Annotated in this window: 25 protein-coding genes and 1 pseudogene; 10 read left to right on the top strand and 16 right to left on the bottom strand. The window is 45.8% G+C overall.

Translation table 11 applies throughout. The annotated features are described in order from the left end of the window. Window positions 1-35 precede the first annotated feature (35 nt). Both ABY436_RS02545 and ABY436_RS02540 read right to left on the bottom strand, forming a co-directional pair. On the bottom strand, window positions 36-245 hold the full coding sequence (locus ABY436_RS02545; RefSeq protein WP_372737459.1) for a hypothetical protein: 210 nt from the start codon (window positions 243-245) through the stop codon (window positions 36-38). A 1-nt stretch (window position 246) separates the two neighbouring features. Then, entirely contained in the window at window positions 247-5,133 is a 4,887-nt protein-coding gene (locus tag ABY436_RS02540) for a hypothetical protein (protein ID WP_372737458.1), read from the bottom strand. Window positions 5,134-5,804: 671 nt separating this feature from the next. Between ABY436_RS02540 and ABY436_RS02535 the strand changes: the two are divergent. Further along, window positions 5,805-6,197 (top strand): annotated as a pseudogene (locus tag ABY436_RS02535) (acyl-CoA thioesterase); the annotation flags it as partial. A gap of 46 nt (window positions 6,198-6,243) precedes the next feature. Here ABY436_RS02535 and ABY436_RS02530 read toward each other — a convergent pair. From ABY436_RS02530 to ABY436_RS02515, 4 genes are all read right to left on the bottom strand, one after another. Further along, window positions 6,244-6,792, bottom strand: a complete 549-nt coding sequence (locus ABY436_RS02530; protein WP_372737457.1) for a DoxX family protein — start codon at window positions 6,790-6,792, stop codon at window positions 6,244-6,246. Window positions 6,793-6,809: 17 nt separating this feature from the next. Then, window positions 6,810-7,655, bottom strand: a complete 846-nt coding sequence (locus ABY436_RS02525; protein WP_372737456.1) for a putative DNA-binding domain-containing protein — start codon at window positions 7,653-7,655, stop codon at window positions 6,810-6,812. A gap of 70 nt (window positions 7,656-7,725) precedes the next feature. Then, complete coding sequence (locus ABY436_RS02520) at window positions 7,726-8,610, bottom strand: DUF692 domain-containing protein (protein WP_372737455.1); 885 nt, start codon at window positions 8,608-8,610, stop codon at window positions 7,726-7,728. 4 nt (window positions 8,611-8,614) lie between these two features. Beyond that, complete coding sequence (locus tag ABY436_RS02515) at window positions 8,615-8,962, bottom strand: DUF2282 domain-containing protein (protein ID WP_372737454.1); 348 nt, start codon at window positions 8,960-8,962, stop codon at window positions 8,615-8,617. 222 nt (window positions 8,963-9,184) lie between these two features. On the opposite strand from ABY436_RS02515, the gene hisC reads away from it, so the two are divergent. Both hisC and rarD read left to right on the top strand, forming a co-directional pair. Continuing rightward, window positions 9,185-10,255, top strand: coding sequence for a histidinol-phosphate transaminase (gene hisC / locus ABY436_RS02510; RefSeq protein WP_372737453.1), 1,071 nt, complete (start codon window positions 9,185-9,187; stop codon window positions 10,253-10,255). Between the two features lie 193 nt (window positions 10,256-10,448). Beyond that, a complete protein-coding gene (rarD, locus tag ABY436_RS02505; RefSeq protein WP_372737452.1) occupies window positions 10,449-11,336 on the top strand; it encodes an EamA family transporter RarD in 888 nt (295 codons plus the stop codon). A gap of 56 nt (window positions 11,337-11,392) precedes the next feature. Here the strand turns inward: rarD and ABY436_RS02500 are convergent, their stop codons facing one another. The 3 genes from ABY436_RS02500 to ABY436_RS02490 form a co-directional block, all read right to left on the bottom strand. Next, complete coding sequence (locus ABY436_RS02500; protein ID WP_372737451.1) at window positions 11,393-12,304, bottom strand: diguanylate cyclase; 912 nt, start codon at window positions 12,302-12,304, stop codon at window positions 11,393-11,395. 141 nt (window positions 12,305-12,445) lie between these two features. After that, window positions 12,446-12,745, bottom strand: a complete 300-nt coding sequence (locus ABY436_RS02495) for a hypothetical protein (protein ID WP_372737450.1) — start codon at window positions 12,743-12,745, stop codon at window positions 12,446-12,448. 13 nt (window positions 12,746-12,758) lie between these two features. After that, window positions 12,759-13,763 carry a rhodanese-related sulfurtransferase gene (locus ABY436_RS02490; protein ID WP_372737449.1) on the bottom strand — a complete coding sequence of 335 codons (1,005 nt, stop codon included), beginning with the start codon at window positions 13,761-13,763 and terminating at the stop codon, window positions 12,759-12,761. A 197-nt stretch (window positions 13,764-13,960) separates the two neighbouring features. Between ABY436_RS02490 and ABY436_RS02485 the strand changes: the two genes are divergently transcribed. Both ABY436_RS02485 and arfB read left to right on the top strand, forming a co-directional pair. Next, entirely contained in the window at window positions 13,961-14,395 is a 435-nt protein-coding gene (locus ABY436_RS02485; RefSeq protein WP_372737448.1) for a DUF3617 domain-containing protein, read from the top strand. A 141-nt stretch (window positions 14,396-14,536) separates the two neighbouring features. Further along, the gene (gene arfB, locus ABY436_RS02480; protein ID WP_372737447.1) at window positions 14,537-14,950 is read left to right on the top strand and encodes an alternative ribosome rescue aminoacyl-tRNA hydrolase ArfB; all 414 of its coding nucleotides are present in this window, start codon (window positions 14,537-14,539) and stop codon (window positions 14,948-14,950) included. Window positions 14,951-14,969: 19 nt separating this feature from the next. Here the strand turns inward: arfB and ABY436_RS02475 are convergent, their stop codons facing one another. The 6 genes from ABY436_RS02475 to ABY436_RS02450 form a co-directional block, all read right to left on the bottom strand. Continuing rightward, on the bottom strand, window positions 14,970-15,914 hold the full coding sequence (locus ABY436_RS02475) for a hypothetical protein (protein ID WP_372737446.1): 945 nt from the start codon (window positions 15,912-15,914) through the stop codon (window positions 14,970-14,972). A gap of 163 nt (window positions 15,915-16,077) precedes the next feature. Beyond that, a complete protein-coding gene (gene tcdA / locus ABY436_RS02470) occupies window positions 16,078-16,869 on the bottom strand; it encodes a tRNA cyclic N6-threonylcarbamoyladenosine(37) synthase TcdA (RefSeq protein ID WP_372737445.1) in 792 nt (263 codons plus the stop codon). A 28-nt stretch (window positions 16,870-16,897) separates the two neighbouring features. After that, window positions 16,898-17,119: a hypothetical protein gene (locus ABY436_RS02465; protein ID WP_372737444.1), complete on the bottom strand. Its 222-nt coding sequence runs from the start codon at window positions 17,117-17,119 to the stop codon at window positions 16,898-16,900. 108 nt (window positions 17,120-17,227) lie between these two features. Next, window positions 17,228-17,935 (bottom strand): DnaA regulatory inactivator Hda, encoded by a 708-nt coding sequence (gene hda, locus ABY436_RS02460; protein WP_090727927.1) that lies wholly within the window; start codon window positions 17,933-17,935, stop codon window positions 17,228-17,230. Beyond that, entirely contained in the window at window positions 17,922-19,052 is a 1,131-nt protein-coding gene (locus ABY436_RS02455; protein WP_372737443.1) for an AI-2E family transporter, read from the bottom strand. The genes hda and ABY436_RS02455 overlap by 14 nt, the downstream gene beginning before the upstream one ends. Window positions 19,053-19,057: 5 nt before the next feature. Beyond that, window positions 19,058-20,242, bottom strand: a complete 1,185-nt coding sequence (locus ABY436_RS02450) for a DUF2066 domain-containing protein (protein WP_372737442.1) — start codon at window positions 20,240-20,242, stop codon at window positions 19,058-19,060. A 34-nt stretch (window positions 20,243-20,276) separates the two neighbouring features. Here ABY436_RS02450 and purM point away from each other — a divergent pair, with 34 nt between their 5' ends. The 5 genes from purM to ABY436_RS02425 all read left to right on the top strand — a co-directional run bounded on the left by purM (window position 20,277) and on the right by ABY436_RS02425 (window position 23,303). Beyond that, window positions 20,277-21,332, top strand: a complete 1,056-nt coding sequence (gene purM / locus ABY436_RS02445) for a phosphoribosylformylglycinamidine cyclo-ligase (RefSeq protein WP_372737441.1) — start codon at window positions 20,277-20,279, stop codon at window positions 21,330-21,332. A gap of 4 nt (window positions 21,333-21,336) precedes the next feature. Beyond that, a complete protein-coding gene (gene purN, locus ABY436_RS02440; RefSeq protein ID WP_372737440.1) occupies window positions 21,337-21,990 on the top strand; it encodes a phosphoribosylglycinamide formyltransferase in 654 nt (217 codons plus the stop codon). A gap of 23 nt (window positions 21,991-22,013) precedes the next feature. After that, window positions 22,014-22,739, top strand: coding sequence for a DUF3108 domain-containing protein (locus tag ABY436_RS02435; protein ID WP_372737439.1), 726 nt, complete (start codon window positions 22,014-22,016; stop codon window positions 22,737-22,739). Window position 22,740: 1 nt separating this feature from the next. After that, a complete protein-coding gene (locus tag ABY436_RS02430) occupies window positions 22,741-22,992 on the top strand; it encodes a YfcL family protein (RefSeq protein WP_372737438.1) in 252 nt (83 codons plus the stop codon). A gap of 77 nt (window positions 22,993-23,069) precedes the next feature. After that, a complete protein-coding gene (locus ABY436_RS02425; protein WP_372737437.1) occupies window positions 23,070-23,303 on the top strand; it encodes a hypothetical protein in 234 nt (77 codons plus the stop codon). A 44-nt stretch (window positions 23,304-23,347) separates the two neighbouring features. Here ABY436_RS02425 and ABY436_RS02420 read toward each other — a convergent pair. Next, window positions 23,348-23,905: hypothetical protein (locus tag ABY436_RS02420; protein WP_372737436.1), on the bottom strand; the 558-nt coding region annotated here is incomplete at its 5' end.

Here is a 23,905-nt window from a genome sequence, read left to right as displayed (position 1 = left end):
ATCAAGTTGGATAATGCCGGTGGTCTTCATATTAATTAATCAGTGCCTTTAGCGTGATCAACGGTGTCCCTAGAAGGCGGATTAATTAAACCCTCGCCGCTATCGACCTCGGTGATAGCTTGCTGCTGAATTTTGGCGATCAAATGATAGACGGCAGAATAAGGTTGTTCGCCCAGAGCGGTTAAGATTTGATTGACCTCAGTCAAACTCAGATTGAGTTGGATATTCCGGATTGCTTCTTGCATATTACTTGTCCGTCTTTTGTAGTTTCAGAAAGCCTTCGATGAGGCTCTGTTGCCGACTAAAATGGGCGCGCGTATCGATTCGATCTATTTGGTCTGTTTCTGTCCAACGCTCACCGCTTTTGCTTAGCCATGTCCATTGATAACCTTGCACAGCGGTGAGCGGAATTTGAACCTTACCCAGCTCACTCACAACGGGTTTGACCGGGAAAGTAATTTCAAGCTTATTGATCGCTTCAACATATTGATCAACGGGAATATTGATCGCTTTAGTGGGTAAAATACCCGATACCGCATGCACGGAGCCTTGCGGATCAATCAACATCGTTAGCTTGTGTGGCGCATCATCTACCGACTGATATAAATTGACCGGGTCCTTCCAATGCACTTTTATATGTTCAGACTTGCTATCCAGCACTTCGAATAAAGCCATACCATCACTATCACGGAGTAAATTGAAAACATGCTGATCGCTGTCTATACGCCAGCGATAACCGGTTTTATCTATGGTTACTGCTGCGGGAATCGAAATAGGCAGCTGCTCAAGAATGCCCTCGGGTAAAGTACGCTGATTTAATAGCTCCACCCAATCATCAATTTTTTCAGCGGGACATGTAAACGGTAATGGTTGACGCGAAGCGGCCTGAGGGGCGTAAAAGCAATTATCCTGATAATGATAACCCGTGCCATCAGGCTCTTCGATGAAGTAGCCTATTAAGCCGTCATTGAGCTGTTGATATTCACCAATGCGAATCGGAAAACGGACATGAGTAAAGTCATCACTGCTTCGATCGGTTTCAAGAAAAACATCCAGCACACCATTATTTTCCCGCACTTGATAATGCTTAGTCGGGAATATAATTTGCCAACGCCGTTGATCGCGCTCACTCGATTTGAGTTTTATTTGTATGAGTTCATTATCATACGGCAAGCTAAATTGTCGCGTTATAAATGCATGCCGGATAGCCTTAGGATTACGTGTTTCTAAACCACGTAGAAATTCAGCCTGCTCCGATTTAACGAGGCGAAACTGCGCGCGTCTTTGTTTTATAGTTTCCTGATCGCCCTGCTGTGGTCCAACCGAGCGTTGCATGTCTCGCTTAAACGCACTGTCCGATTGATTGACTGCTGGTCGCCCCTTTAACTCAAGATCAACCATCGTCCGCACAATAGCCATTGGCCGACCTATCAACAACGCCTTGCTTTGATGGTGCGAGAAATCTTCTGGCGCAATGGTTTCCAAGGCACTACTCAAAGTATCCATAAAATGCTTGAAGTAGCTGGCTTGTTTACCCAACTGATTTACCATCGTATTCAACCATTTTCGCAAATGGGGGTTTAAGCTTGATTCAGGGTTTTCTATCTCCCAATGCGGTAAAGTACTGCCAGGTGCTTTTTGCCAAACGACATGATCACCTTCCTGACGAATGGCCCCCAGCGCTATACCCTGGTTGTTAAACACCTCAAGAATATTGTCTTCATGATTTGCCATCAACCAACCACATACTGGCGTGTAAGCAGGATGCGCGTTAGTTTCGGCTTCATCCATATTGCTACCCGAAGCATGCTCTGCGGATAACCACCGGAAGTTCAAGCGCGCGGCTTGAACCAAACGTGGCGCCAGATGAATACCTTCGTTTGAATCTTTAAGGCTTAAGGTTTCACTGCGTACAATTTTTGTTTGATTGTCTGCATCGATAATGCGTTTGACCCTACCGAAGGTGTCAATCAGCCGTAGTTGTCGAAGTTTTAATTGTCCAGAACGGATCGGAGTAAAATCATACCCGCGCATCGGTGAGCTGGTATGTCTACCTTGAGTCGCCAAACGAACTGAATCGGTTAACAGTTGTAAGTCTTTAAAACCGATGGGGTCAGTGATAGGTAATTGCAAAATCTGATGGCGCTGCAACAGCCCTTGATGAAAACCGTCTAACGATTGTGACAATGTTTTCGGCCGCGCCTCCAGAAATGCCTTCACTTGATTCAAAGTATCGAGCGTTTTCTGTTTGGCCAGCGACTGTGGCCTAATAGCTTGATCCTCTTTGAACGGCTTAGATTGAGGTTTAGAGTGAGGCAGAGGGTTTTTATTGGCTTCCAGATACTTATCTAATTTATATTGAAGAATGTCGGGCGCCTGGTCAATCAGAATGCAGCTGCCACTATAAAAGCCCGTATCCGCACTGTTAAGTTCAAGATCAGTGTTACTGTTATTACATAGATCAACCGAATTTTCAGGTAAATTAAAGTTACGCCGTATAAAATCATTAGCATAATCTTCCCGAAACGCATCACGATTACTGCCAGCACTAACCGGAGCCATCTCAACCTGCCATTCCATCATGAATGGGTGCCAGGGCTGCTTACGCCAACGCCGCAAGCCTATTTGATCATCCTCTTCTGGATAATACCGGCCACCACCACAACCGTCTTCTTCACTATTTGCCGCGGTAACAGGCTCATCAAATACCTTTAAAACAGCTTCTCTAATCACACCCAATTTTTCCAATAACGCCTTTGAAAGCTCTCGTTCGTCACTTGTCGTTTCAATCCACTGCGTAATCGGAGGGATATCAATATCAGAGATCAATGATGATTTTGTGATATTCGTGATCACTCTACAGGCGTGCTTTCCGTCGGCGTCATCCTTACCGTCGGTACCATGACGCTCTGTGGGTTTGAGTTTTTCGCCTGCTAATAAAACGACAGGATCGGTTGGGCGATAATAACGCGGTGCGTCGATTTCTCGTAATACATAGCGCATTTTCACCTTTTCAGGGTTGGCCAGAGATTGTAGTGGCTCATCACCTCCTTCGTCGCCCTCATAATGCTCGCTTGGGAAAAGCAACCAGTAAAGCTGCCCTAGCTTTATCTGAAACTGTTCAAGCTGCGCTATAGTTGACAGGCTGTCTGCACGTACTTTGATTCGGGAAAACGATGCACTAAGTTCTTTAAAAGGTGCGGTAGGCAGAGCATTAAACTCTTCAAGAAATTTTAAAAAATATTGATTCGTTTCTTTTCGAATGTCAGCATCAAGATGACTAATTTTTAACTCAAATTTTTGTAACAATTGAGTCATATCGTTTGCTATATCAAAAGCTTTGTTGATATCAGTAATCTTCTCAGCAATTTTCGCAGCGATCGCATTTGAATCGGTATAATCAGTCGCAGGTTTAGATGTGATAGGAGAACTACGTGCATCTATTTCAGCGCGCTGCTGGGCATCAAGATTAAAACGCCCATTTGCTGCTTGCAGCCGTTTAAGCATGGTCAAACCCGCACGATCAATAAACTTAGCAATTTCTATTGGATCAGAATACCCCTCAGACATACCTTCAGGCGGACGTAATGCGCGCATATATAACGTCCAATCATGGTATATCTCACAACGCAATGCATCCATGTCATGCTCTGCACGGTCGTATTTCGCTTGAAACTCGTTCAGGTCATTCAACAAGTGGGCAATATAAATCGGCGGTGTGACTTCAGTAGTTGCGTGAATAGTTTCACTGCTTTCTTCGTATGCTGGATCGCGCTCCAGGCGCACTGTCCAAAGAATGCCTGAACGTTCTGCACAAAACCCCTTATTATGGCGCGCCTCAAGGAACTTCGGCCCTAAATCAAGTTGGCGATGTTGAAATCGCTGACCTAAATCTAAAGCCTCTAGTTGTTCTTCGATCAGGGATTTATCAGCGGCTATTTTATCTCCAAGATAGGCCGATAAAGCCTCGCTGGCGGTGTTTCCGATGGCTACATCGACCGCTCCTAATAGACTATCGTCGTTTAAATTTGGGCTTATTCCTTCTACAGGCTTCAATTGAGCATGGTACAGGCTACGTAAAGGGACTAACTCGGCAGCAGGCAAGTCTTGCCATAGTTTTTCACTATCATCCCACTTTTGCGTGATTTTCCAACCAAAATGATTCTCAATCGCTTCATTTTGGATTTCAACATCCATCGCATTAATTTTTTTAGTGATCTGTGCTTCGCTGAACCCGCTGGAGGACAATTCATTGCGCAAACGATCTCCAATCGCCAAACGGGTATGCTTAACCGCCTCGTTTTGCAGGCAGTCTCGCGTTTCAGGCTGGTCAAACCATCCAATCACATCGTACGTTGACGTTTTAAAGTCTTCAAAGGAGATATCCGCATCATAAAAGCCAAAGACACTGCGACAATTAGGGTAAAAAGCTGCGAATGCAGGTTCGCCGTAACCCATAGCGGTGAGGCCCGATTCCACCACTTTATGCCACGCGTTTTTTTTGCCTTTCTCGTGTGCCAGAGCGTTTAAGTATTCGGTCTTTTGGTCACTCGGAGGCAAGCCATCTTTAATTGGCCAATGCCTACCAAGATAGCGGTAAGGCTGTTTATTTACCGAATCTACCCGTGGCGGTATTGGGAAATTTACTTTTTGTGCAAGCTCTTTAGCGAATGCGGCTCTGAGAGATTTTTCTCTGCTTTTACGTTTGGCGGGATCGGTGACTTGATTTAGCCTAGCTAAAATGCCTATTTCCATTTCAGTATCTAGCGGATAAATATAATCACTTTCAACGATCCATTGCTGTTTGCCATTCGCATCCGTTCGTGTCACTAACCAGCGATCAGGGGCGGCGGGAAAGGTTATGCCGTCTTTTGTGCTAACGCCTTGAGTGAGTGCATCAGGTAATGCCCAATGCAGATGCGCACCCTTACCGAGTCTTAAATCTTTATCACGGAATGGCTTAGAGACAATTTCTTCGCTGAGATAAGCCACGTCTGAATTTTGATTATGCTGACCATCAAAAAAAGGTAATTTAGAAAAATCTGCCATGCTGTGCAGGACGACTTCTTCATTCTCGACAAAGAGAGCGTCGAGATGGATGGGGACTAATAGCGCGCCGCTGATGTCAGGCACGTAAGATTTCGCTAGTCATACCGGAGAAACTCCTTGACCTATTTGACGACCACAAAAGAACTCATACTTTTCTTTCTTTGAAGGCATCATGTTTATTATTGTTATCGTCGCAGTGTATCTGAAGAGTATGCACGAGTCCAAATTGTGTCATCAGTAACCTGGACAGCCCAATATCAGAACCAGGATCAGTGATTTTTCAGCTATTCGGCCACGTCCACAGGCCGTCTGATATCACAGTATTTAAAGGAGATACTGACATAATTATTCTTGAAAAAATCGATACTAAATAGACAAAATAACAATAGCTTAGAGACTACTTATAATAAACTAAGCGAACTACAGCTTCGTCTTAACAGATAACATTAAGGCCAGTAATATGGGCAGTCAGGGCAACGCTAAGAAGACCATTTAAAGATACTCACGCAGCAATGGATTTGGCTGATACGAGGGCGCGACTATTTTCAACTTCTCATTAATAACAGCCATCTCGTTAACCCTGATTAGTTTTTCATAACACGCATTTCTCAGACACTCCCTTAGTCTACATACTAAGCATACTTTCAATAAAGCATAACTCAGAGGTTTTAATGGCAGGCCAAGACAGACAAACAACGCTAAGATTTTTATCCGAGCCAGCTGATGTAAACTTCGGCGGCTAAGTTCACGGCGGTGCCGTGATGAAGTGGATCGATCTTGCCGCGTATGCATGCGCAGCAGGCTGGAGTGGCAATTACTGTATCACCGCTTATGCCGGCGGTATCCGCTTTGTTAAACCGATTCTTGTAGGCAATATTGTTGAAGTTGCTGCAAAAGTTATCTATACACGGCGTTCCTCAATTCACATCGGGATTGATGTACGTGCAGGTGATCCTAAAAACCCAGAACGCCACCTGACCACTCACTGCATCGTCATCATTGCCACTGTCGATGATGCAGGCAAACCCACCGACATCCCTGAATGGATCCCCGTTACCGAGCACGACATTCGCCTCAGGGATTCAGCGTTGCGCCTCACGGATATGAGAAAAAGAATTGGCGATGAAATGGAAGCCCATGTGAAATAACCATTCAAGAGCACCCGATAGCAGGTGCTCTTTTCATTTAGATCTGCTATTTAACGGCCGCGGGTTTTGCATCCAAACCCAGCAACCTGTCGAGCGACAAGATTCCCGGACCACGAGCAACAATAACCAATAAGGAAACCGCCCACCATGAGGCAGGATTTATCCAATGATCCCATGTTGGGAATACAGCCAACTGAATAAACAGAGTCATAGCAATAAGCCCTAACGCAGCGAAGCGAGAAAACAAACCGATAATCAGTAATATGGGAAGCAAGACCTCGACAACACCGGCTGACACCGCAAGCCATTCGATCATTTTTACAACGAAGGAGCCTTCGACATACTCAAGTGTTTCCGGGTTGCAAAGCTGCAATGCGCCGGGCCTGACTGGATCAGGACAGAAAAACTCATACATAAACAGGTCGTATTTTTCGACATTAAACTTTAAAAAACCATCCCACTTAGTTAATCCCGAATCAAGAAAGACTTTGGCCACCATAAAACGAAGAAAAAATAGCGCCAGGGGTTCTAAAAACCGCGACAACTGCTGGCCAATCTGCACATAAAATTGTCGTAACTTTGCTAGCATATTCATATTTATTCCTTATTTTCTTATTGTCGGAACTCAAGCATTTCAACGTCTAATAATTCATTTTGTAAGCATGCAGAGAAAACATCGCTGACTTCAAAGTTTTCGTCCACCGCTAATGCGGCATCAAAAGCTTCACCCAGTGGCCTACCTTTGCCCTCCTCCTCGCCCTGCAGAGCCTGCATAAGTGCAACCTCTGCTTTCGACAAAGCGCGGGCCTGTACTGCGCCCCGAGCACGCCAGAACATAACGAAACCAGCAGCCGAGGATTCAGTTTCCTGAGTCCTTTCATTGTTAGGTATTTTTAGTGAAATCCATTCAGACAAGGATCCGCTGCCCACGCGAAGCAACAACACACTGGCATTTAACTTCACCCGAACTTTTTCAAGGTCGTTACCTTGCTCCATCAACCTTGTGACATTCTCTGCCGTTAACGTTTTTTCTGCATCAGCACTCATCAGACTTGTTAACCACGCATAATCCAAGCGTGCAATATCGGGCAGATTGAGCGAGCTCGAGGCCTTGGCTTTAAACGACCGTAACGACAGTTCGGCTGTATCCGGCATCTCTGTCATGTAGTCAGCAAGAAAATCAGGAAAGCTCCGCCCATATCCCACCAAGGTACCTTGTTGTGGTGGAAAGTAATCAACATAGAGTCGCGCGAAGTTTCTGAAGCTCTCACTTCCCAGCAATTTTTGGCACACGGGGAAATTAGCCGCTAGTGCATCAACGCAGCCTTTGTAAAAACCGTTGCGATACACAGCCAGGCGCTTTATATGATCTGAATTTTCGCAAAAGCGCCCCATAGCACTGGCATCACCGCTACGTAAATAGCGGGTAAATGCATCGATATAATGATGCACACTCATTAGCGAAGCTCCTCTTATAAGGTCAGTCTTGCAGGCTCAGTCATGTAGGCTCCGTCTTAGAAGCTCAGATTTAATTTTTTACCTGCACCTGGTCTAAATAACGTTGCGCAGTTTGACGCTCGCTTAGCAGTTCTGCAAACGGTGGTATATTAGCGTCACGTTCAACTAACACTGGCCGATGACCAAATAGATCCAATGCCTGCTCAAGTAATGCCCATACCGAAAGATCGACGGCGGCAGCATGGCTGTCAATTAAGAGAGACTGCCCTAATTCAGGATCAGAATCATGTCCTGCGATATGTAGCTCACCAACCAGCTCGGCAGGAATCTGTGATAGGTAGGCAAATGCATCAATACCGGTATTTTTACTACTGATGTACAAGTTATTAATGTCGATAAGTAAGCCACAACCGGTGCGCCTTGCCGCTTCAACCAGAAACTCAGGTTCATCCATCTCACTGGTAAAATCCAGATAATTACTGGGATTCTCAATTAAAATAGATCGACCAATGCCTGACTGATAACAGTCGATGCCATCAATCAAAGACTGAAGCGCATCATGCGTACGAGGTAACGGCATTAGGTCGGCAAAGTATTGACCGCCTGATCTGGACCAAACAGCATGTTCGGACACCAGTGCAGGCTGAAACTCATCAATCAACGCCCTCACCTGCTTAATATGCGCAGGCATGCTTTGATGATCAGAACCCAGAGACCCTCCGACACCATGAAAACTGAGATCGTAGTGTTGACGAACAGCTCTGAGATAACGTAAACGAGGCCCACCAGCAACAAAATAGTTTTCGGTATGCACCTCAAACCAAAGATCATCACCTATAGAAGTAGCGCCTCCCATAGAGGACCCAGCTAACGCCAAAATATCGTCAAGGTGCTCGGCCTTTAAACCAAGGCCGGCACCCAGATGATCTCCAGCAACGACAGTTTGCTGAGGCAATTGATTAACCTTCAAGTGAACCTGTTCCATTTGGCGTCACAATGAACTCACATGTACCTTTGGGTGCAAATGTCCAGGCGTTAGCTTGAAAGTCGGTTGTGGATGTACCTTCACAACTCGTGCCCGCACCCGCTTTGCAATCGTTCTCACCGGCTAACGCGATACCATAACATTTGTCTTTACGACCACGGATTTCATCGCCCGCTAACCAGCCTTGAACTGTAGCCTGAACTTCAGCAGATGCTGTTTCAGAAACTGTCAGTTGACTGTTAGGACCGGCGACGGCACCCGTGCTTAGCATTGCAGCTGATGCGCCGATTAGTAGTGCTGTAGTCAGACTTGATTTTTTCATTGTTATTGCTCCTGGTTAAAAGATCTTTCTTGTTTTTGTTTACATGTTTAACACATCTGATATTGCTTACTGTAAAGACTGAAACTGAAACAAAACTGAAAACAGCAAATATAATAACGCCTAACGGATCAATGTTCACTTTGCTGCTTTTTTGCTATGCTCCGCTCTCCTGTTTAACGGGCTGCCAAAATGGCTTCCCAGCATTAAAAATGAGTGATTGCCATGAGCAAATACTGGAGTGAAGCGATCCAGAGTCTGACCCCTTATGTACCGGGTGAACAGCCAAAGGGGAGCAATATTATTAAACTGAATACCAATGAAAATCCGTTTCCACCCTCTCCAATGGTGATTGAAGCGATCCATCAGTTTGATACTGACCGACTACGACTTTATCCTGATCCTGACTCGTCAGCGCTTAAGCAATCACTGGCTGATCATTTCAATGTTAAAACCGAACAAGTATTTGTAGGCAATGGTTCTGACGAAGTATTAGCGCATACTTTTATGGCTTTCTTTCGCCAACCTGACCCCCTATTGATGCCCGACATCTCTTACAGTTTTTATGATGTGTACGCCAACCTGTACGGCATCGACGTCAAGCACATCCCTTTACAAGACGACTTCTGTATTGCGCTGGATGACTACTCAGAAGCGAATGGCGGTATTATTTTCGCCAACCCAAACGCCCCGACAGGCAGAGCATTAACACTGGATCAAATAGACGTCCTGCTGCAACGTAACACTGAATCCGTTGTCGTCGTGGATGAAGCATATGTGGATTTTGGTGCAGAAACAGCCATCAAACTGGTAGAACAATACTCAAACCTATTAGTCATCCAAACACTGTCTAAATCTCGCTCTTTAGCCGGAATGCGGGTCGGTTTTGCTATCGGTAGCGCTGAACTCATCGATGGTTTAGAGCGTGTCAAAAATAGCTTCAACTCATACCCTCTGGATATGCTCGCCCAAGTGACTGCCACTGCCGCCATTAAAGACGTTGCGTATTTTACGCAAACCACACAGCAGATCATTAAAACACGGGAATGGACAAACGAGCAGCTATTAACGCTGGGCTTTAAGATCATCCCATCAAAAACCAACTTTGTGTTTGCCTCACATCGCTATATTGAAGGGGCTGAGCTAATGGGATTTTTACGAACTCATCAGATTCTGGTCAGGCATTTTAGCCGCCCGGGCATTGACAACCACTTGCGTATTACTATCGGAACAGAAGAAGAGATGCATGCAATGATTAATTGCCTGAAGCGTCATCCTGATATCATTTCTATGTGATAAACGCGCCTCGTTTGTAAAAAACGGGGCGCGCATCCATACCTCATTAACTCAGAGGAATTTTCAACTACAATTCGGCCCATATCAGCTATACGGATGCCTTTCTCATACACTCTTTTAATACAACAATGTGTTTCCTTGCTGTATCAGATACTACTGTTAAAATTCTTTTTTAATTTCAGGAATGCCAATTGTGACAGAGTCTAATCGCGGCTTACTACTTGCCCTGTTCTCCTACTCCATATGGGGCAGCTTTGCCGTGTTTTTCAGTCTGTTAAAACACATCCCTGCTACTGAAGTCCTACTCCACCGCATTATCTGGTCATTTATTTTTGTCGCTATCATCCTGACACTGACCCGCCACTGGGCCCGCGCAAAATCCGCACTGCTAAACCGACGTCTGGTATTAGCCTTATTTTGCTCATCTCTACTTATTGGAGCCAATTGGTGCCTGTATATCTGGGCGGTTAGTGTTAATCGTGCAGTAGAAGCCAGCCTCGGCTACTTTATCAGTCCGCTGATTGCGATCTGTTTAGGCGTTATTGTCTTTAAAGAATCACTGGCCGTTTATCAAAAAGTAGCAATTTTTCTGGCGACATGCGGTGTTGGCTACAAAATCATAGGGATTGGTGAGTTCCCATGGATTTCACTATCTTTGGCGATCAGCTTTGGCCTTTACGGACTGATACGTAAACAAACACAAGTGGATACCGTCACCGGCCTGATGCTGGAAACCATACTTTTACTCCCCTTTGCTACGGTTTATTGGGTCTGGTTATTGATACAGGGTGAGCAGCACTTCAGCATGACTTTGGACGGCCTGCTCCTTATACTTGCAGGTGTTCTTACCGCATTACCTTTACTGGCTTTTTCGGCAGCGGCTCATAGGTTAAGCCTGACATTACTTGGCGTTATTACTTATCTTGCGCCGACACTTCAGCTATTAAGCGCCGTGCTCATTTTAGGCGAACCTTTTGATAAAGGTGATTTTGTGACATTTTCGCTGATATGGATCTCGTTACTGATCTTTTCAGGAGGGGCAATCTGGCGCCGTAGAAGAACGCCAGAAAGTATCGTTTGATAACTTATTTTAATACGCACTTGATAAGCTGATAGGTTTTTAGCTGCTTATTAACATCAGGGCTCACCTTCCACCCGGTTGGCACCACTTTGTTTAGCGACAAACAGGTTCTCTTCTGCTCGCTTCAAGATACTTTCAGGTGTATCTTTGGCATCACGCAATGTAGCGGCTCCAATACAGACAGTAAAACTCAGGCCGTCTTCAGCGTCATCTGAACCACATAAAACCTGCTGCTCAGCCGCCAATTTACGCACACGCTCTGCCGCCAGCAACGCCTGTTCCCGGTTAGTTTCCGGTAAAAACATCACAAAGCGGTCATCAGAAAAACGGGCAAAAAAATCTGCGGTACGCTGAAAGCCATGCATCGCTTTTACAAACTGCTGTAATACTTTATCTCCGGTATCCCAATCGTATTGATCATTGATCTGCCTGAAGTTATCAATATCGATCAACAAAAATGAACATACCCCATCATATCGCAGTGCCTGAGCAATCGAGTGGTCAAGAATAGTCAGTAATGAGCGGCGGTTATATGCACCGGTTAATGGATCACGTTGCGCCTGATTAAATAACTTTTGTTGATTACGCCTGGAAACTGACACATCACGCGCAACCCACATCAGCTCAGTTTCATCGACAGCAACCAAGGTTGTATCCCAGGTTTGGGCAGTGGTTAATCCAAGTTCACGCCAGTGGAAAGCATGCTCTGGTTGCATCGACAGTGTTAGCTTTTGCGGCTCCCCGCTTTCCAATGCTTTTTTCGTCATGGCAGCAATATGGCCGGCAACTTCATCAGGGAATAATGCAGTAAAGGTTCTTGAAATCATTGCTTCGGGCTTCAGCCAACCGGCACTGCCGGCACTCACTTTTTTTATGTCTCCGGTACTGCTAAAACGCACGACTATCTGATCTATAGCCGCTAATAGACACTCAAAACGACGCAAATGCCGTCCTTCAGAGTCCGTCATGTCACTCTCCCTAACAGTAATTACTTGTTAAAAGTTATAGCACAGCTGAAGCGACTTATTATCTGAATTGTGAAATAACCTAAATATATATTCGTTAAGAGGCACTTGCGCATGACTGATAGCACATCTGCAGCACGCATATTACTTAATAAAGCGCCTGACAAGGCGAGCAGAATCACCGAACAGGTCTAATGAATAATGGATAGGATGCATATCCAGGCAGTCCAAAAGAGATGAAATATCTTCGGGTTTCCCTTTAAAACTGGCATCCAGCAATATGCAGCCCTCACCTTCAATATTTAGCTGAATATTCTTATGCTTGAGCGCATCGTCATCTTCATCAGAAAACGTTAGCTCCCACCCACAGGACAGGAGCGCCCCGACCAACAACTGTCGTTGTAATTGAGTATTTAACGTACCTAATAAACGATATACCTGCATCAGAACTCCTGCGTTACTTTTGCTTTTGCTGCTTTTGCTGCTGTTCGTCTAACTGGCGCTGACGCTCCAGGCGCTTCGCTTCACGGCGCTCCTGCATGGTCAAAACAGCCGCTTCACCTATATGCTCCTCACCACGCTCCATGGCTAGCTGCATCTGTTTTTCTCGCTGTGCAAACCGCTGCATTTGCTCATCGGTGTGCTTACCAAAGCAATAAGGACAGCTAACGCCTGAAACGTACTGCTCGCTATTTTTGTCTGCTTCGGTAATCGGCATACGACATGCGTTGCACTGATCGTACTGACCTTTTTCAAGCTGATGATTCACCGTAACCCGGTCATCAAAAACAAAACACTCACCTTCCCACAACGATGCTTCCTGCGGAACTTCTTCCAGATACTTCAGAATTCCGCCTTTAAGATGGTATACCTCATCAAACCCTTGCTCTTTCAGGTACGCCGTTGATTTCTCACAACGAATCCCACCCGTACAAAACATTGCTACTTTTTTCTGTTTAGCCGGATTCATATGCTGCTTTACATACTCAGGAAACTCCCGAAAGCTTTCTGTCTGCGGGTTGACAGCATGCTGAAAAGTACCTACTTGCACCTCATAATCATTACGTGTATCCACCAGCACTACATCAGGATCACTAATTAATGCATTCCAGTCCTTAGGCTCTACATAAGTGCCCACCACTCTTTTAGGGTCAATCCCTTCCACGCCAAGCGTTACAATCTCTTTCTTAAGCTTCACTTTAGTGCGCTTAAACGGCTGGCGCTCATGTAACGATTCCTTGTGATCAATATCTGCCAAACGCGCATCAGACTTCAACCAGGCAAGCAATGCATCAATCGCTTCTCGCGTACCGGAAACCGTGCCATTGATACCTTCCCGGGCCAATAACAGTGTCCCACGCACAGCATTGCTCTTCATCACATCATACAAGGGCGCACGCAGCTCCTGATAATCATCCAGAGCAACAAACTTATACAGGGCACACACCACAGTGTGAGACATAATGATTCTCCCAATTAAACTAAAACGACGAGGGATTATACGTAAATCCTGATTAACTGTCGCTGATTGACGCGCATACGGCCCATGAATAAATTTCTATCAGACCCTTCTCTCTAACCCTTAACTCTAGACCCTGATCTCTGCAACTGAGATGATACGCCTGTTATAGTACTTTATTACTTGCGAAGAGATTTCACATGAAAACACCGATGCTTTGCGCTGTTTTAATCAGCGCATCAATCGCTACGATATCCGTTAACACCTTTGCGACAGACAGCATTCCCTTTAATGGCGGAAAATGGGAAATTACCAGTCAGGCAACAATGCCGATGTTGCCCCAACCTATCATCAATACCAATATCGAGTGCATCAACGAAGACACCATCAGCGCAGATCGCTTTGCTAAACAAACCCGTGGCAACTGCACAGCAACCGATGTAAATGCTTCCGGGCAACATATAAAATGGAAAATGAGCTGTAATGTGCAAGGCAATCCCATGACAGGCTACGGTGAGATGCAGGCAAATGAGACCCAATTAAAAGGAAAAGCAACGATAGCGATGTCTATGCAAGGATTAATGATGGAGATGAATACGGCATGGAAGGGTAAGCGTCTGGGCGACTGCAACTAAATGGCCGACTTCAATTAATAGCTAAGCAACGCCCCACTCAGGGATGCACATACCAGCTTTTCTGAGTGCTCAAACCTGATATATTTAAATCAGGCTTAGCTAATCTGACAGAATTAATCCAATCATAAGGCTAATTATTCAGTGCTACAAATATCCACCCACATCATGATTCAAGATGAAGAAATTGAAATGATACCCATTCGTGCCCAAGGCGCGGGAGGGCAAAACGTCAATAAAGTATCCAGCGCTATCCATCTACGCTTTGATGTGACTGCCTCCTCTTTACCCGACTATTACAAACAACAGTTACTCAATCTGAACGACCAGAGAATCAACAAAGAAGGCATTATTGTCATTAAAGCCCAGCAGTTCCGTACTCAGGAGAAGAACAAGGAAGCGGCTTTAGAGAGACTACTCGAACTGATCAAAAGCGTGACAACACCACAAAAAATACGTAGGCCGACTAAACCAACAAAAGGGTCTAAAACCAGAAGACTCGATAGTAAGAATAAGCGCGGAAAAACCAAAGCAATGCGCGGCAAAGTGACCGACTAGAGAGCTATTAACCAGAGCGCTAAGCGCCCAGCATATAGCCCTGGGCATCAGAATTTTCAGAATCGGTAATAGAGTCCAATGCTTTTTCGAGCCACTGGCCTGTCTCGCCGCGCAACCAGGAAGCAGATAACTCATTTTGTAATAACGCAGCCCAGTCTGTGACCTTCATTCTCGCAGGAATACTCAGGCGATGAGGCAGGTGCTTTAAAATCGAGTACACTTCGAAAGGAATTTTAAAATCCCTGAACTGCCTGCGCGCAAAAAGCTCCAATTGACGGCCAGTGCAACGGGCAGGAACAATGCCTTTAGCGGCTGCCACCTGCATCCAGGGATCAATCCCCCGAATACCCAGCTCTTCATGAGCTAATGGAAAAATCCCGTACAGGTTAAATGCACGCAGATAAATCTGACGCAGGTAAGCATCGTAGCACTGGTTTTCAATAGCTTCCAAACGATCCATACCACTCATATGCTGCACATCAAGTGATGCAGCGGCTAAAGCATAAGAGCGCCCTAATATAGCCACCTCCATCAGATCATCACTCTCTTTTCTAATCCAGTGACTGATCGGACGCTCATGACGCCACAAGTTTGTCAGAAAGGCTTCATTGAGTTCAAAAGTCACATTCAAGTCAGTAACAACGCCACCAACACCCAATCGCACCGTAATAAGATCAGTTTTGATACTCCCCAACAAGGCCTCGATAACACGCCCGGCACGCTCATGAAAAATGACATAGTCATCAGCATGAAGATCAATACTTGCTTCAGGGAAATTAAGCACCTGCACCAGATCTGGCACAGACCACTCAGCCAGCAAACGCAATTCGGCTTCTGTAACAACGTCATTTATTTTGCTTTGAGGATTTAACAAGCTAACAGTCTTTGTTTTGCTCGATAAACCTTTCTGTATACCTTCATCTGCGAAAATTGGCATTTGATAACAGTGGTTCAACACTAACATACAAAGTATCCCCACTTAGTTCGCTGATAAGAATCAACATGAGCAAAACCACTTCCTTGTAACTCCAACATTTGACGACACCTCTATCCATGAGTGAATCGCTGAATTTAATTTACTGACTTATGTAGCATTATAGCTACAGATTCAGCCAATGTTAAGTTGTTTAAACCGAGCCAACATCAACTCTGGACATTATTTTATTCAACACCCGCGACGCTGCAACCATGCCGAATGTTGCCGTCACAACACTAGCTGCACCAAAGCCAGCATCACAATCCAGCCTGGTCTGGCCATCAGCGATTATTTTCCGGGCACAAACCGACCCATCAGGTTGTGGGTAGCGGAGCTGCTCCGTGGAGTAGACACACTCAATACCAAACTTTTTAGCGTTTTTATTAAACCCATAATGGCGTCTTAATACAGAACGCACCTTAGCTGCCAAAGGATCATTATAGGTTTTAGAGAGGTCGATCACGCTTACACATGTCGGATCCAACTGCCCACCAGCGCCCCCCACCGTCACTATAGGGATTTTAAAACGCTTGCAAAATCCAATAAGCGCTGCTTTATCCTTAACACTATCGATAGCGTCAACCACATAATCAAAACAGTCCCGGATCAATTCAGGAATGTTCTCTCGATTAACGAACGCATGCTCTTCATGCACAAGACACTCCGGATTGATCAAACGAATGCGTTCGGCCATCACTGCAATTTTAGATTGCCCGATAGTGCCATCCAGTGCATGAATCTGTCGGTTAATATTAGTTTCACAGATATCGTCCTGATCAATCAGCGTAATTTCGCCTATGCCTGACCGCGCCAATGCCTCTGCCACCCATGAACCCACACCGCCAATGCCGATCACGCATACATGAGACTCTCGAAAACGATCTACGCCTTCGACACCATAAAGACGGCGCGCCCCGCCAAAGCGATTATCAAATGAAGACACTATTCAACCTTCTGTCAATACGACTATATCAGAGCTCGTCTTCCGTTAATTCGGTAAAGACCTGCTCACCACACTTGTTACAAGTGCCTTCTACAAAAATAGTTCCATCAAGCAGATACTCAAGCGGTGTATGCATCCCTAAATCCGCTGCTTGACAATTATCACACCATGTTTGATCCAGAAAAGCTTGCTGCTCTTCTTCATCACGTGCGGAAAAATCACGGTCGGTTCTTTGATCATCTGTAGACATATTATTTATTCCTGGCGCTTCATAAGCACATTACTTAACGAGACTTATAATTAAAAAAATGTAACCGGATGATTAGGAACGCTATTTACGCCCTGTTAATGAACAGGGCTACCAGCCCATTTCCTGTTTAATAAAAGGAATGGTAACTTTTCTTTTGGCCATCAGGGACGCCTTATCCAAACGATCAAGCATAAGGCACAAATCATTCATACTGCGGCTGGCATGATGTACCAGATATTTAGCAACATCTTCAGCCAGATCTATACCGCGAATTTTTGCACGTAGTTGTATCGCCTGTACTTTATCATCATCATTCAGCGCCGCTACGTTAAAAACAGCACCCCAGCTTAAACGAGAAACAAGATCGGGTAGCTGAATTTCAAGCTGTCTCGGCGCTGAGTTTGCTGCCACAATCAGCGTATTCTGTTCTTGGCGAATTCGGTTATACAAATGAAACAACGCCTCTTCCCATTCAGGCTTTCCGGAAACCGCCTCCACGTTGTCGACGCATATCAGATCGAGATGCTCCATACCTTCAAGAATTACCGGGCTTAAATTTAGCAGCTCATTTAATGGCAGATAGACCGCCGTTAGCTTACGTGGCTCTGCTGCATGACACGCCGCCTGTAACAGATGAGAGCATCCGGAACCTTGCGCCCCCCAAATATACAGGAAAGACTCTCCCTCCCTTACCGCTGCCTGACGAAGCATCGCACAAACAAGACCATTACTGCCTATTTGGTAATTCTCAAATCTTGCATCATCCCTGAGGGAAACACCAAGCGGAAGCTGTTGTGGCGCATTAGCGCTTTTCATTAACGTCTATATCCTGTGCTTGCGGTAATTCATCTTCAATTTGCTCTGCCAACGCCTGAGGACCATATAAATGACTGTTTTTATAACCATCATGAACGTGGCGCAAAAATACCATAATTACAGCCGCCACCGGAAGCGCAATTAACACGCCAACAAAGCCAAATAGCTGCCCGCCTGCCATAATAGCAAAAATCACTGCAACTGGATGCAAACCAATTTTATCGCCAACCATTAATGGTGTTAACACCATACCTTCCAAAGCCTGGCCCGCACCAAATACGGCCGCCACCCACATCAGGATTATCGGATCGTGAAACTGAAGATATGCAGCGACCCCTGCAGCAAAGATCCCAACAATAAACCCCATATAAGGAACAATACTAGCCAGTCCGGCTAACATTCCTATCAACAAAGCTAAATCCAGACCCACCAACCACAATCCAACGGCATACACACAACCAAGCGCCAACATAACCAGCAACTGCCCTTTGATAAAAGCGCCCAGGACTTCATCACTTTCTTTTGCCCAGCGCGACACGATAGGCTCAACATTACGCGGCAACAGATGCGCAATTTTTTCCATCATGACATCCCAGTCCCGTAAAAGATAAAATGTCACAACAGGTATCAATAACAGGTTAGCAATCCACCCGACTACCGCTAAGCCTGAGCGCGTAAGCCCGGACGCAACCTGCGCCATAATGTCCCCGGTTTTTTCCCAGTGACTGGCGATAAGATTTTTAAACGACTGCAAATCACCGAAGGAAACGCCATCGCCCAGGTACGCCTGGATGGCAGGGACAGCCTTTTCCTCAAACAAAGCAATAACCGCTGGCACCTGCTTAATCATTACTTGAATCTGATGACTCAGCTTAGGTATGAACAGCAACACCAGCAAGGTAACAATAGTTGTCAGAATAACGAATACAATCACGACCGCCGAGGTTCGTGACACCCCCGCCACTTCAAGCCGGTCGGCGAGCGGATCTGTTAAATAAGCCAACAGAGCCCCCACCAGAAAGGGTGATAATATAGGCCCTAATAAATACAGCAACACACCAACAACAATAATTATCAGCAGCATAAACAAACGCTGCGAAGTAATAACATTTTCCATTAAAGCTACTTTCCTCGTGTTCCAATCCAGCGCCAGCGTAGAGATATAGCATCCCCATCCTGTAAAAGCCGCATCAACATCATTCTGCTATCCAGGCTCAAGACCTGCGTGAGCGCAGCAACCTTTAATGGGCTTTGCAAGGATAGAGTTAATACTTCATGACTCATAGAAACGACTTCCACATGATAAATGGAAGACAATGACAGGACATACTCCATAATTGCCGCATAGTCTGCCACATTTTTAATACTTGTCACGGTTATCTGCAGAGTATTCAGGTTGATTGCGCCCTCAGCTACCACCTTAATTCCCGAAGACTCAATCCACAATTGAAAAACGGACGGCAGCTCATCAACAAACCTTCCTTTAACGGAGTGCCATGGCGACTTATCAAGATCAGGCAAACGCCATACAAAGCGATTATCTGAATCGATCGATACAATAACAACCCAAGCTTTTCCATAGGCTTGTGAGCGGTAACGGATACGATCCGAGAGCCTTTCATTGCCTTTTTTCGACTTCCGGCCCTGATCAAATACAACATCGGCAGGAAACGCAAGAGCAGCGGCATGTTCCAATATTACTTTTTTATAACCGATAAAGGTTTCGTTATCGACATCGGCGAGCAGCCAAATCAGCAATTTAGGCCGGTACTTACCTAACGGCTTGATTCCATGCCCTAATAACAGCGAATTAATAGCCTCCGGCTCGAACTGCAACACTAAACGTTGGGCAAGATAGTCATTTCTTTGAGTATCCGTGACAACCTCACGAGTAGATTCAAGATGAAACTCACGTAGGTAGCGCGATACCCCTGAGGATAACTCATCAACGACAGCAGCAGCCTCCGGCGATCCGCTAACCTTTATCATTACCTGCTTCATTCCCGATTTAATCAGATCAGGGCCAGGCAGCGCAAAGCTTTTGGCAACTAACTGCTCACTTTGGTAAAGATGTTCAACAGACTCAGCCCTTAAGTGCGTTGCGCTCAGCACTGAGCAGACGACAATAAACAAGTTCATCAGATATTTAACGTTAAGCACTCTCAATAATACACCCGATAAGACACCCGATAAGACACCCGATAACACAAGCAAAAACACAGCCGGTGGGTAAATCAAACTGAAAACATTAACATACAATAGCCGCCACTCGCGCAACCTGTTAGAATGCTGCGCATATTTTTTCACCTGTTATTTCATCCTGCTTGGAAGGTTGCATTGCATGTCTACTGGTTCTGACCAAACATCCCTGAGTTACAAAGACGCTGGCGTTGATATTGATGCGGGTAACGCATTAGTTGATCGAATTAAAAGCATTGCCAAACGCACAGCACGCCCTGAGGTTATGGGCGGTCTGGGCGGTTTTGGCGCACTGTGCGAAATCCCGGCAGGATACAAACAACCTGTGCTGGTTTCTGGTACAGACGGCGTCGGCACAAAGCTTCGTCTTGCAATGGAGTTGCAGAAACACGACACCATTGGTATTGATTTAGTCGCCATGTGCGTCAATGATCTGGTAGTCGCGGGTGCTGAGCCCCTCTTCTTTCTTGACTATTACGCGACCGGCAAACTTAACATTGATATGGCTGCTGATGTTGTCGAAGGTATCGGCAAGGGCTGCGAGTTATCGGGTGCAGCACTGGTGGGCGGCGAAACGGCTGAAATGCCGGGTATGTATGAAGGCGACGATTACGATCTCGCCGGTTTCTGCGTCGGCATCGTTGAGAAATCTGAAATCATTGACGGCAGCAAAGTCAGCGTTGGCGACAAACTGATTGGCCTGGCCTCTTCCGGCCCACACTCAAACGGCTACTCGCTGATTCGTAAAATCATCGAAGTGTCCGCTGCGGACATGGAGCAGGATATTGAAGGACGCAAGCTCAGAGACGCACTGCTTGAACCTACCCGCATCTATGTGAAATCGGTTCTCAACCTGATCAAAAACGGCCAGGTTAATGCACTCTCTCACATCACAGGTGGCGGCTTACTGGAAAACATTCCTCGCGTCCTGCCAGCGAATGCAAAAGCAGTCATCGATACCAACTCCTGGACCCTTCCCGGCGTATTTCAGTGGCTGCAATCTGCCGGCAACGTTGAATCCCGCGAAATGTACCGCACTTTCAACTGCGGTGTAGGCATGGTTATCTGCGTCCCTGCTGATCATGCAGATACAGCACTATCGCTGCTACAAGCCAGCGGCGAAAATGCCTCGATTATTGGCCATATCGACGCAGCAGAAAATGGCGAAGAGCAAGTTGAGCTGATCGCCGCGGAGTAAAGCAATGTCCCTGAAACGGATTGTAGTACTGATTTCGGGAAGTGGCTCTAACCTGCAAGCGATTATCGATGCAATCGAATCTGGCCGCATACACGGCCAGATCGTTCAGGTTATAAGCAACAAAGCGGATGCATACGGACTGGTACGAGCAGCCAATGCCGGCATTCCAACCTGCCATATTGATCACAAAGCCTATGCTTCGCGCGAGGAATTTGATGAAGAGATGCGTCGTACAATCGACTCTCAGCAAGCCGACCTGGTAGTACTTGCCGGTTTTATGCGCATCCTTTCGTCTGCATTTGTAGAGCATTATTCTGGCCGTATGTTGAATATCCACCCTTCGTTACTCCCTAAATACAAAGGCCTGCACACACACCAACGCGCGCTTGCTGCAGGTGACTGTGAACACGGATGCACGGTACATTTTGTTACCGAAGAACTGGATGGAGGGCCTCTCCTTGTACAAGCTATCGTCCCGATTATCGACAATGATAATGAACTCAGCTTACAAAACAGAGTGCACGCGCGCGAGCATATCGCCTATCCACTTGCCATCGAATGGATCTGTGCTGACCGGGTTCGGTTTGAAGCAAGTGGCATCTATCTGAATGATGAACTTTTGCCCGCCTGCGGCTTCAGATTAGGGTACGAGGCTTAAACCTGCTTTAAAGGAAATCAACTATGCCATCATTTTTCCAGGGACTAATGTGTCAGGGTATTGCAACATCTGCCCTGCTTTTATCCTTAACAGCCCACGCCGGCGATACGCCGCCAATCACCCCTTTTAAAGCTATTTATACGTCCGAGTGGGATGCGGGAATCGCACTAAAGGGAGAGGTGGAACGCTCACTTACCAACACCACTGACGGACAATGGCTGTTTCGTACTTACGCCAGTGCGATGATTGCCTCCCTAGAGGAAAGAAGCACTGTCACATTTAACCAATCTCAGGTAGTTCCGCAAAACTACCACTACAAAAAGCTGGTATTAGGAAAAAAGAAAGAGGTCAGGCTTGCTTTTGACTGGCCCGCCATGAGTGTCCACAATTATGTTGATGACAAACCATGGAAGATGGACATTTCTGAATCGACCCAAGACAAACTTAGCTATCAGCTACAGATGCGTATGGACCTGAAAGCAGATAAGAAAGGCCCTCTGCGCTATAAGATAGCAGATGGTGGCCAGATGAAAGATTACGACTTCAACATTATAGGCCATGAAAAAATACAATCACCCATAGGCGAGTATGACACCATCAAAGTAGAGATGGACCGGGGACCTGACGCCTCTCGCGAAACCTATATCTGGTACGCCCCGGCGCTCGATTATATGATTGTCAAACTTAAACAGATCGAAAGCGATGGCAAAGTCTATGCCTTACAATTGAAATCAATGGAAACATTCTGACATGTCCAAAACTAATGCTGACACATTATATAACTGGCTTCTGGAACAAGAACTGACAGGTGACGATGATCGCCGCTTTTACTCTAGCTACCTGCTCGGTCACGTCAGCCTTGCTATAGCGGATACGGAAGAAAATCCGCAGCAGTTCTACGAGCGCCTAACCCAAGGCCTGGAATCTACACTACCTGAAGATAAACTTTCAGAAAAAGATATTGAAGGCATTCACGCCTTACTAGCCGAGGCCCTCAGGTAACTGTCAGTATTTTATTGTGCATCGCACAATACGGGCGTAAACTTTAGTCTGAGTTTTTCGACTATTGGAGCTAACTAATGAGCAAGACATTTACGGGCATCACTAATGACGATCGCCGCATTCAAGCTGAACTTCAGGCAATGGGCGCATTTGACAACCCTGAAGAAAAGCAGGCTTCGTCAATCGCACAAATGTTTGGTGCTATCGGTCAATTTGCAGAGTGGATGCGCTGGAAAGGCGAAGTAGGTGTTTATGGTTGTCGAGTTGGCGCATCGCACGCACGCCGCCAGGAAACAAAGCACTTAGCCTAGCGTAATACATAACTGCAGCTAATAATAACCGCTAGCTGCAGTTTTTACTCCATCATTTTAAGATCCACACCTAACGCCACGGATCTTTTCTGCATAGCATTGTTAATCATATCATCCCTCAAAGTACCGTTTCGTTTGGTAATCTGAAGTATATGCTCACACTGCTCACGCTGCTGCTTCTGGATATCGATCATAACCGACTGATTCGTCCACGCCATTGCCGCTTTTCGACTATTCACATAATCCTCTGCAAAGCTCTGCAGTGAAAATAACTGCTTCGGCTCAAACGTCTGGTTCATCTGTCTGATAAAAATATCTGTCAGCAACATCGCAGATGTCGACTGACGAAATACATACCGTTTATTCAGACCAGGCCAATTACTGTTGATGACTGTTAAGGATGCCTCATCCCCCTCCTTCTCCATATTATGCAGTAATGCGTACACACCATCATAAAACCCAGAGCATCGTGCCCCAACAGCAGACGCCAGGCGCATCTGCTCCAACCCAACGCTGTTCTTTTCAGCTGATTGCGACACTGCTGGTATTAAGACAAGTATCAACACAGGCATCAAAAAAGCCCGGAGCGAGCAGACAAGCAC

The sequence above is a fragment of the Neptunomonas sp. genome, from assembly GCF_041601355.1.
Taxonomy (GTDB): Bacteria; Pseudomonadota; Gammaproteobacteria; order Pseudomonadales; family Balneatricaceae; genus Neptunomonas.
Note: the sequence above shows the minus strand (reverse complement) of the source record. Positions and strands in the feature narration are given on the sequence as shown.

What these genes read in the sequence shown, in the direction of transcription:
- ABY436_RS02475 (WP_372737446.1), bottom strand. Translation starts at nt 15,914, where the DNA reads ATGTTAGTGTTGAACCACTGTTATCAAATGCCAATTTTCGCAGATGAA.
- hisC (WP_372737453.1), top strand. Translation starts at nt 9,185, where the DNA reads ATGAGCAAATACTGGAGTGAAGCGATCCAGAGTCTGACCCCTTATGTA.
- ABY436_RS02430 (WP_372737438.1), top strand. Translation starts at nt 22,741, where the DNA reads ATGTCCAAAACTAATGCTGACACATTATATAACTGGCTTCTGGAACAA.
- ABY436_RS02545 (WP_372737459.1), bottom strand. Translation starts at nt 245, where the DNA reads ATGCAAGAAGCAATCCGGAATATCCAACTCAATCTGAGTTTGACTGAG.
- ABY436_RS02425 (WP_372737437.1), top strand. Translation starts at nt 23,070, where the DNA reads ATGAGCAAGACATTTACGGGCATCACTAATGACGATCGCCGCATTCAA.
- ABY436_RS02530 (WP_372737457.1), bottom strand. Translation starts at nt 6,792, where the DNA reads ATGAATATGCTAGCAAAGTTACGACAATTTTATGTGCAGATTGGCCAG.
- purN (WP_372737440.1), top strand. Translation starts at nt 21,337, where the DNA reads ATGTCCCTGAAACGGATTGTAGTACTGATTTCGGGAAGTGGCTCTAAC.
- ABY436_RS02485 (WP_372737448.1), top strand. Translation starts at nt 13,961, where the DNA reads ATGAAAACACCGATGCTTTGCGCTGTTTTAATCAGCGCATCAATCGCT.
- hda (WP_090727927.1), bottom strand. Translation starts at nt 17,935, where the DNA reads ATGAAAAGCGCTAATGCGCCACAACAGCTTCCGCTTGGTGTTTCCCTC.
- ABY436_RS02465 (WP_372737444.1), bottom strand. Translation starts at nt 17,119, where the DNA reads ATGTCTACAGATGATCAAAGAACCGACCGTGATTTTTCCGCACGTGAT.
- purM (WP_372737441.1), top strand. Translation starts at nt 20,277, where the DNA reads ATGTCTACTGGTTCTGACCAAACATCCCTGAGTTACAAAGACGCTGGC.
- ABY436_RS02515 (WP_372737454.1), bottom strand. Translation starts at nt 8,962, where the DNA reads ATGAAAAAATCAAGTCTGACTACAGCACTACTAATCGGCGCATCAGCT.
- ABY436_RS02500 (WP_372737451.1), bottom strand. Translation starts at nt 12,304, where the DNA reads ATGACGGACTCTGAAGGACGGCATTTGCGTCGTTTTGAGTGTCTATTA.
- ABY436_RS02495 (WP_372737450.1), bottom strand. Translation starts at nt 12,745, where the DNA reads ATGCAGGTATATCGTTTATTAGGTACGTTAAATACTCAATTACAACGA.
- ABY436_RS02435 (WP_372737439.1), top strand. Translation starts at nt 22,014, where the DNA reads ATGCCATCATTTTTCCAGGGACTAATGTGTCAGGGTATTGCAACATCT.
- ABY436_RS02525 (WP_372737456.1), bottom strand. Translation starts at nt 7,655, where the DNA reads ATGAGTGTGCATCATTATATCGATGCATTTACCCGCTATTTACGTAGC.
- ABY436_RS02490 (WP_372737449.1), bottom strand. Translation starts at nt 13,763, where the DNA reads ATGTCTCACACTGTGGTGTGTGCCCTGTATAAGTTTGTTGCTCTGGAT.
- ABY436_RS02455 (WP_372737443.1), bottom strand. Translation starts at nt 19,052, where the DNA reads ATGGAAAATGTTATTACTTCGCAGCGTTTGTTTATGCTGCTGATAATT.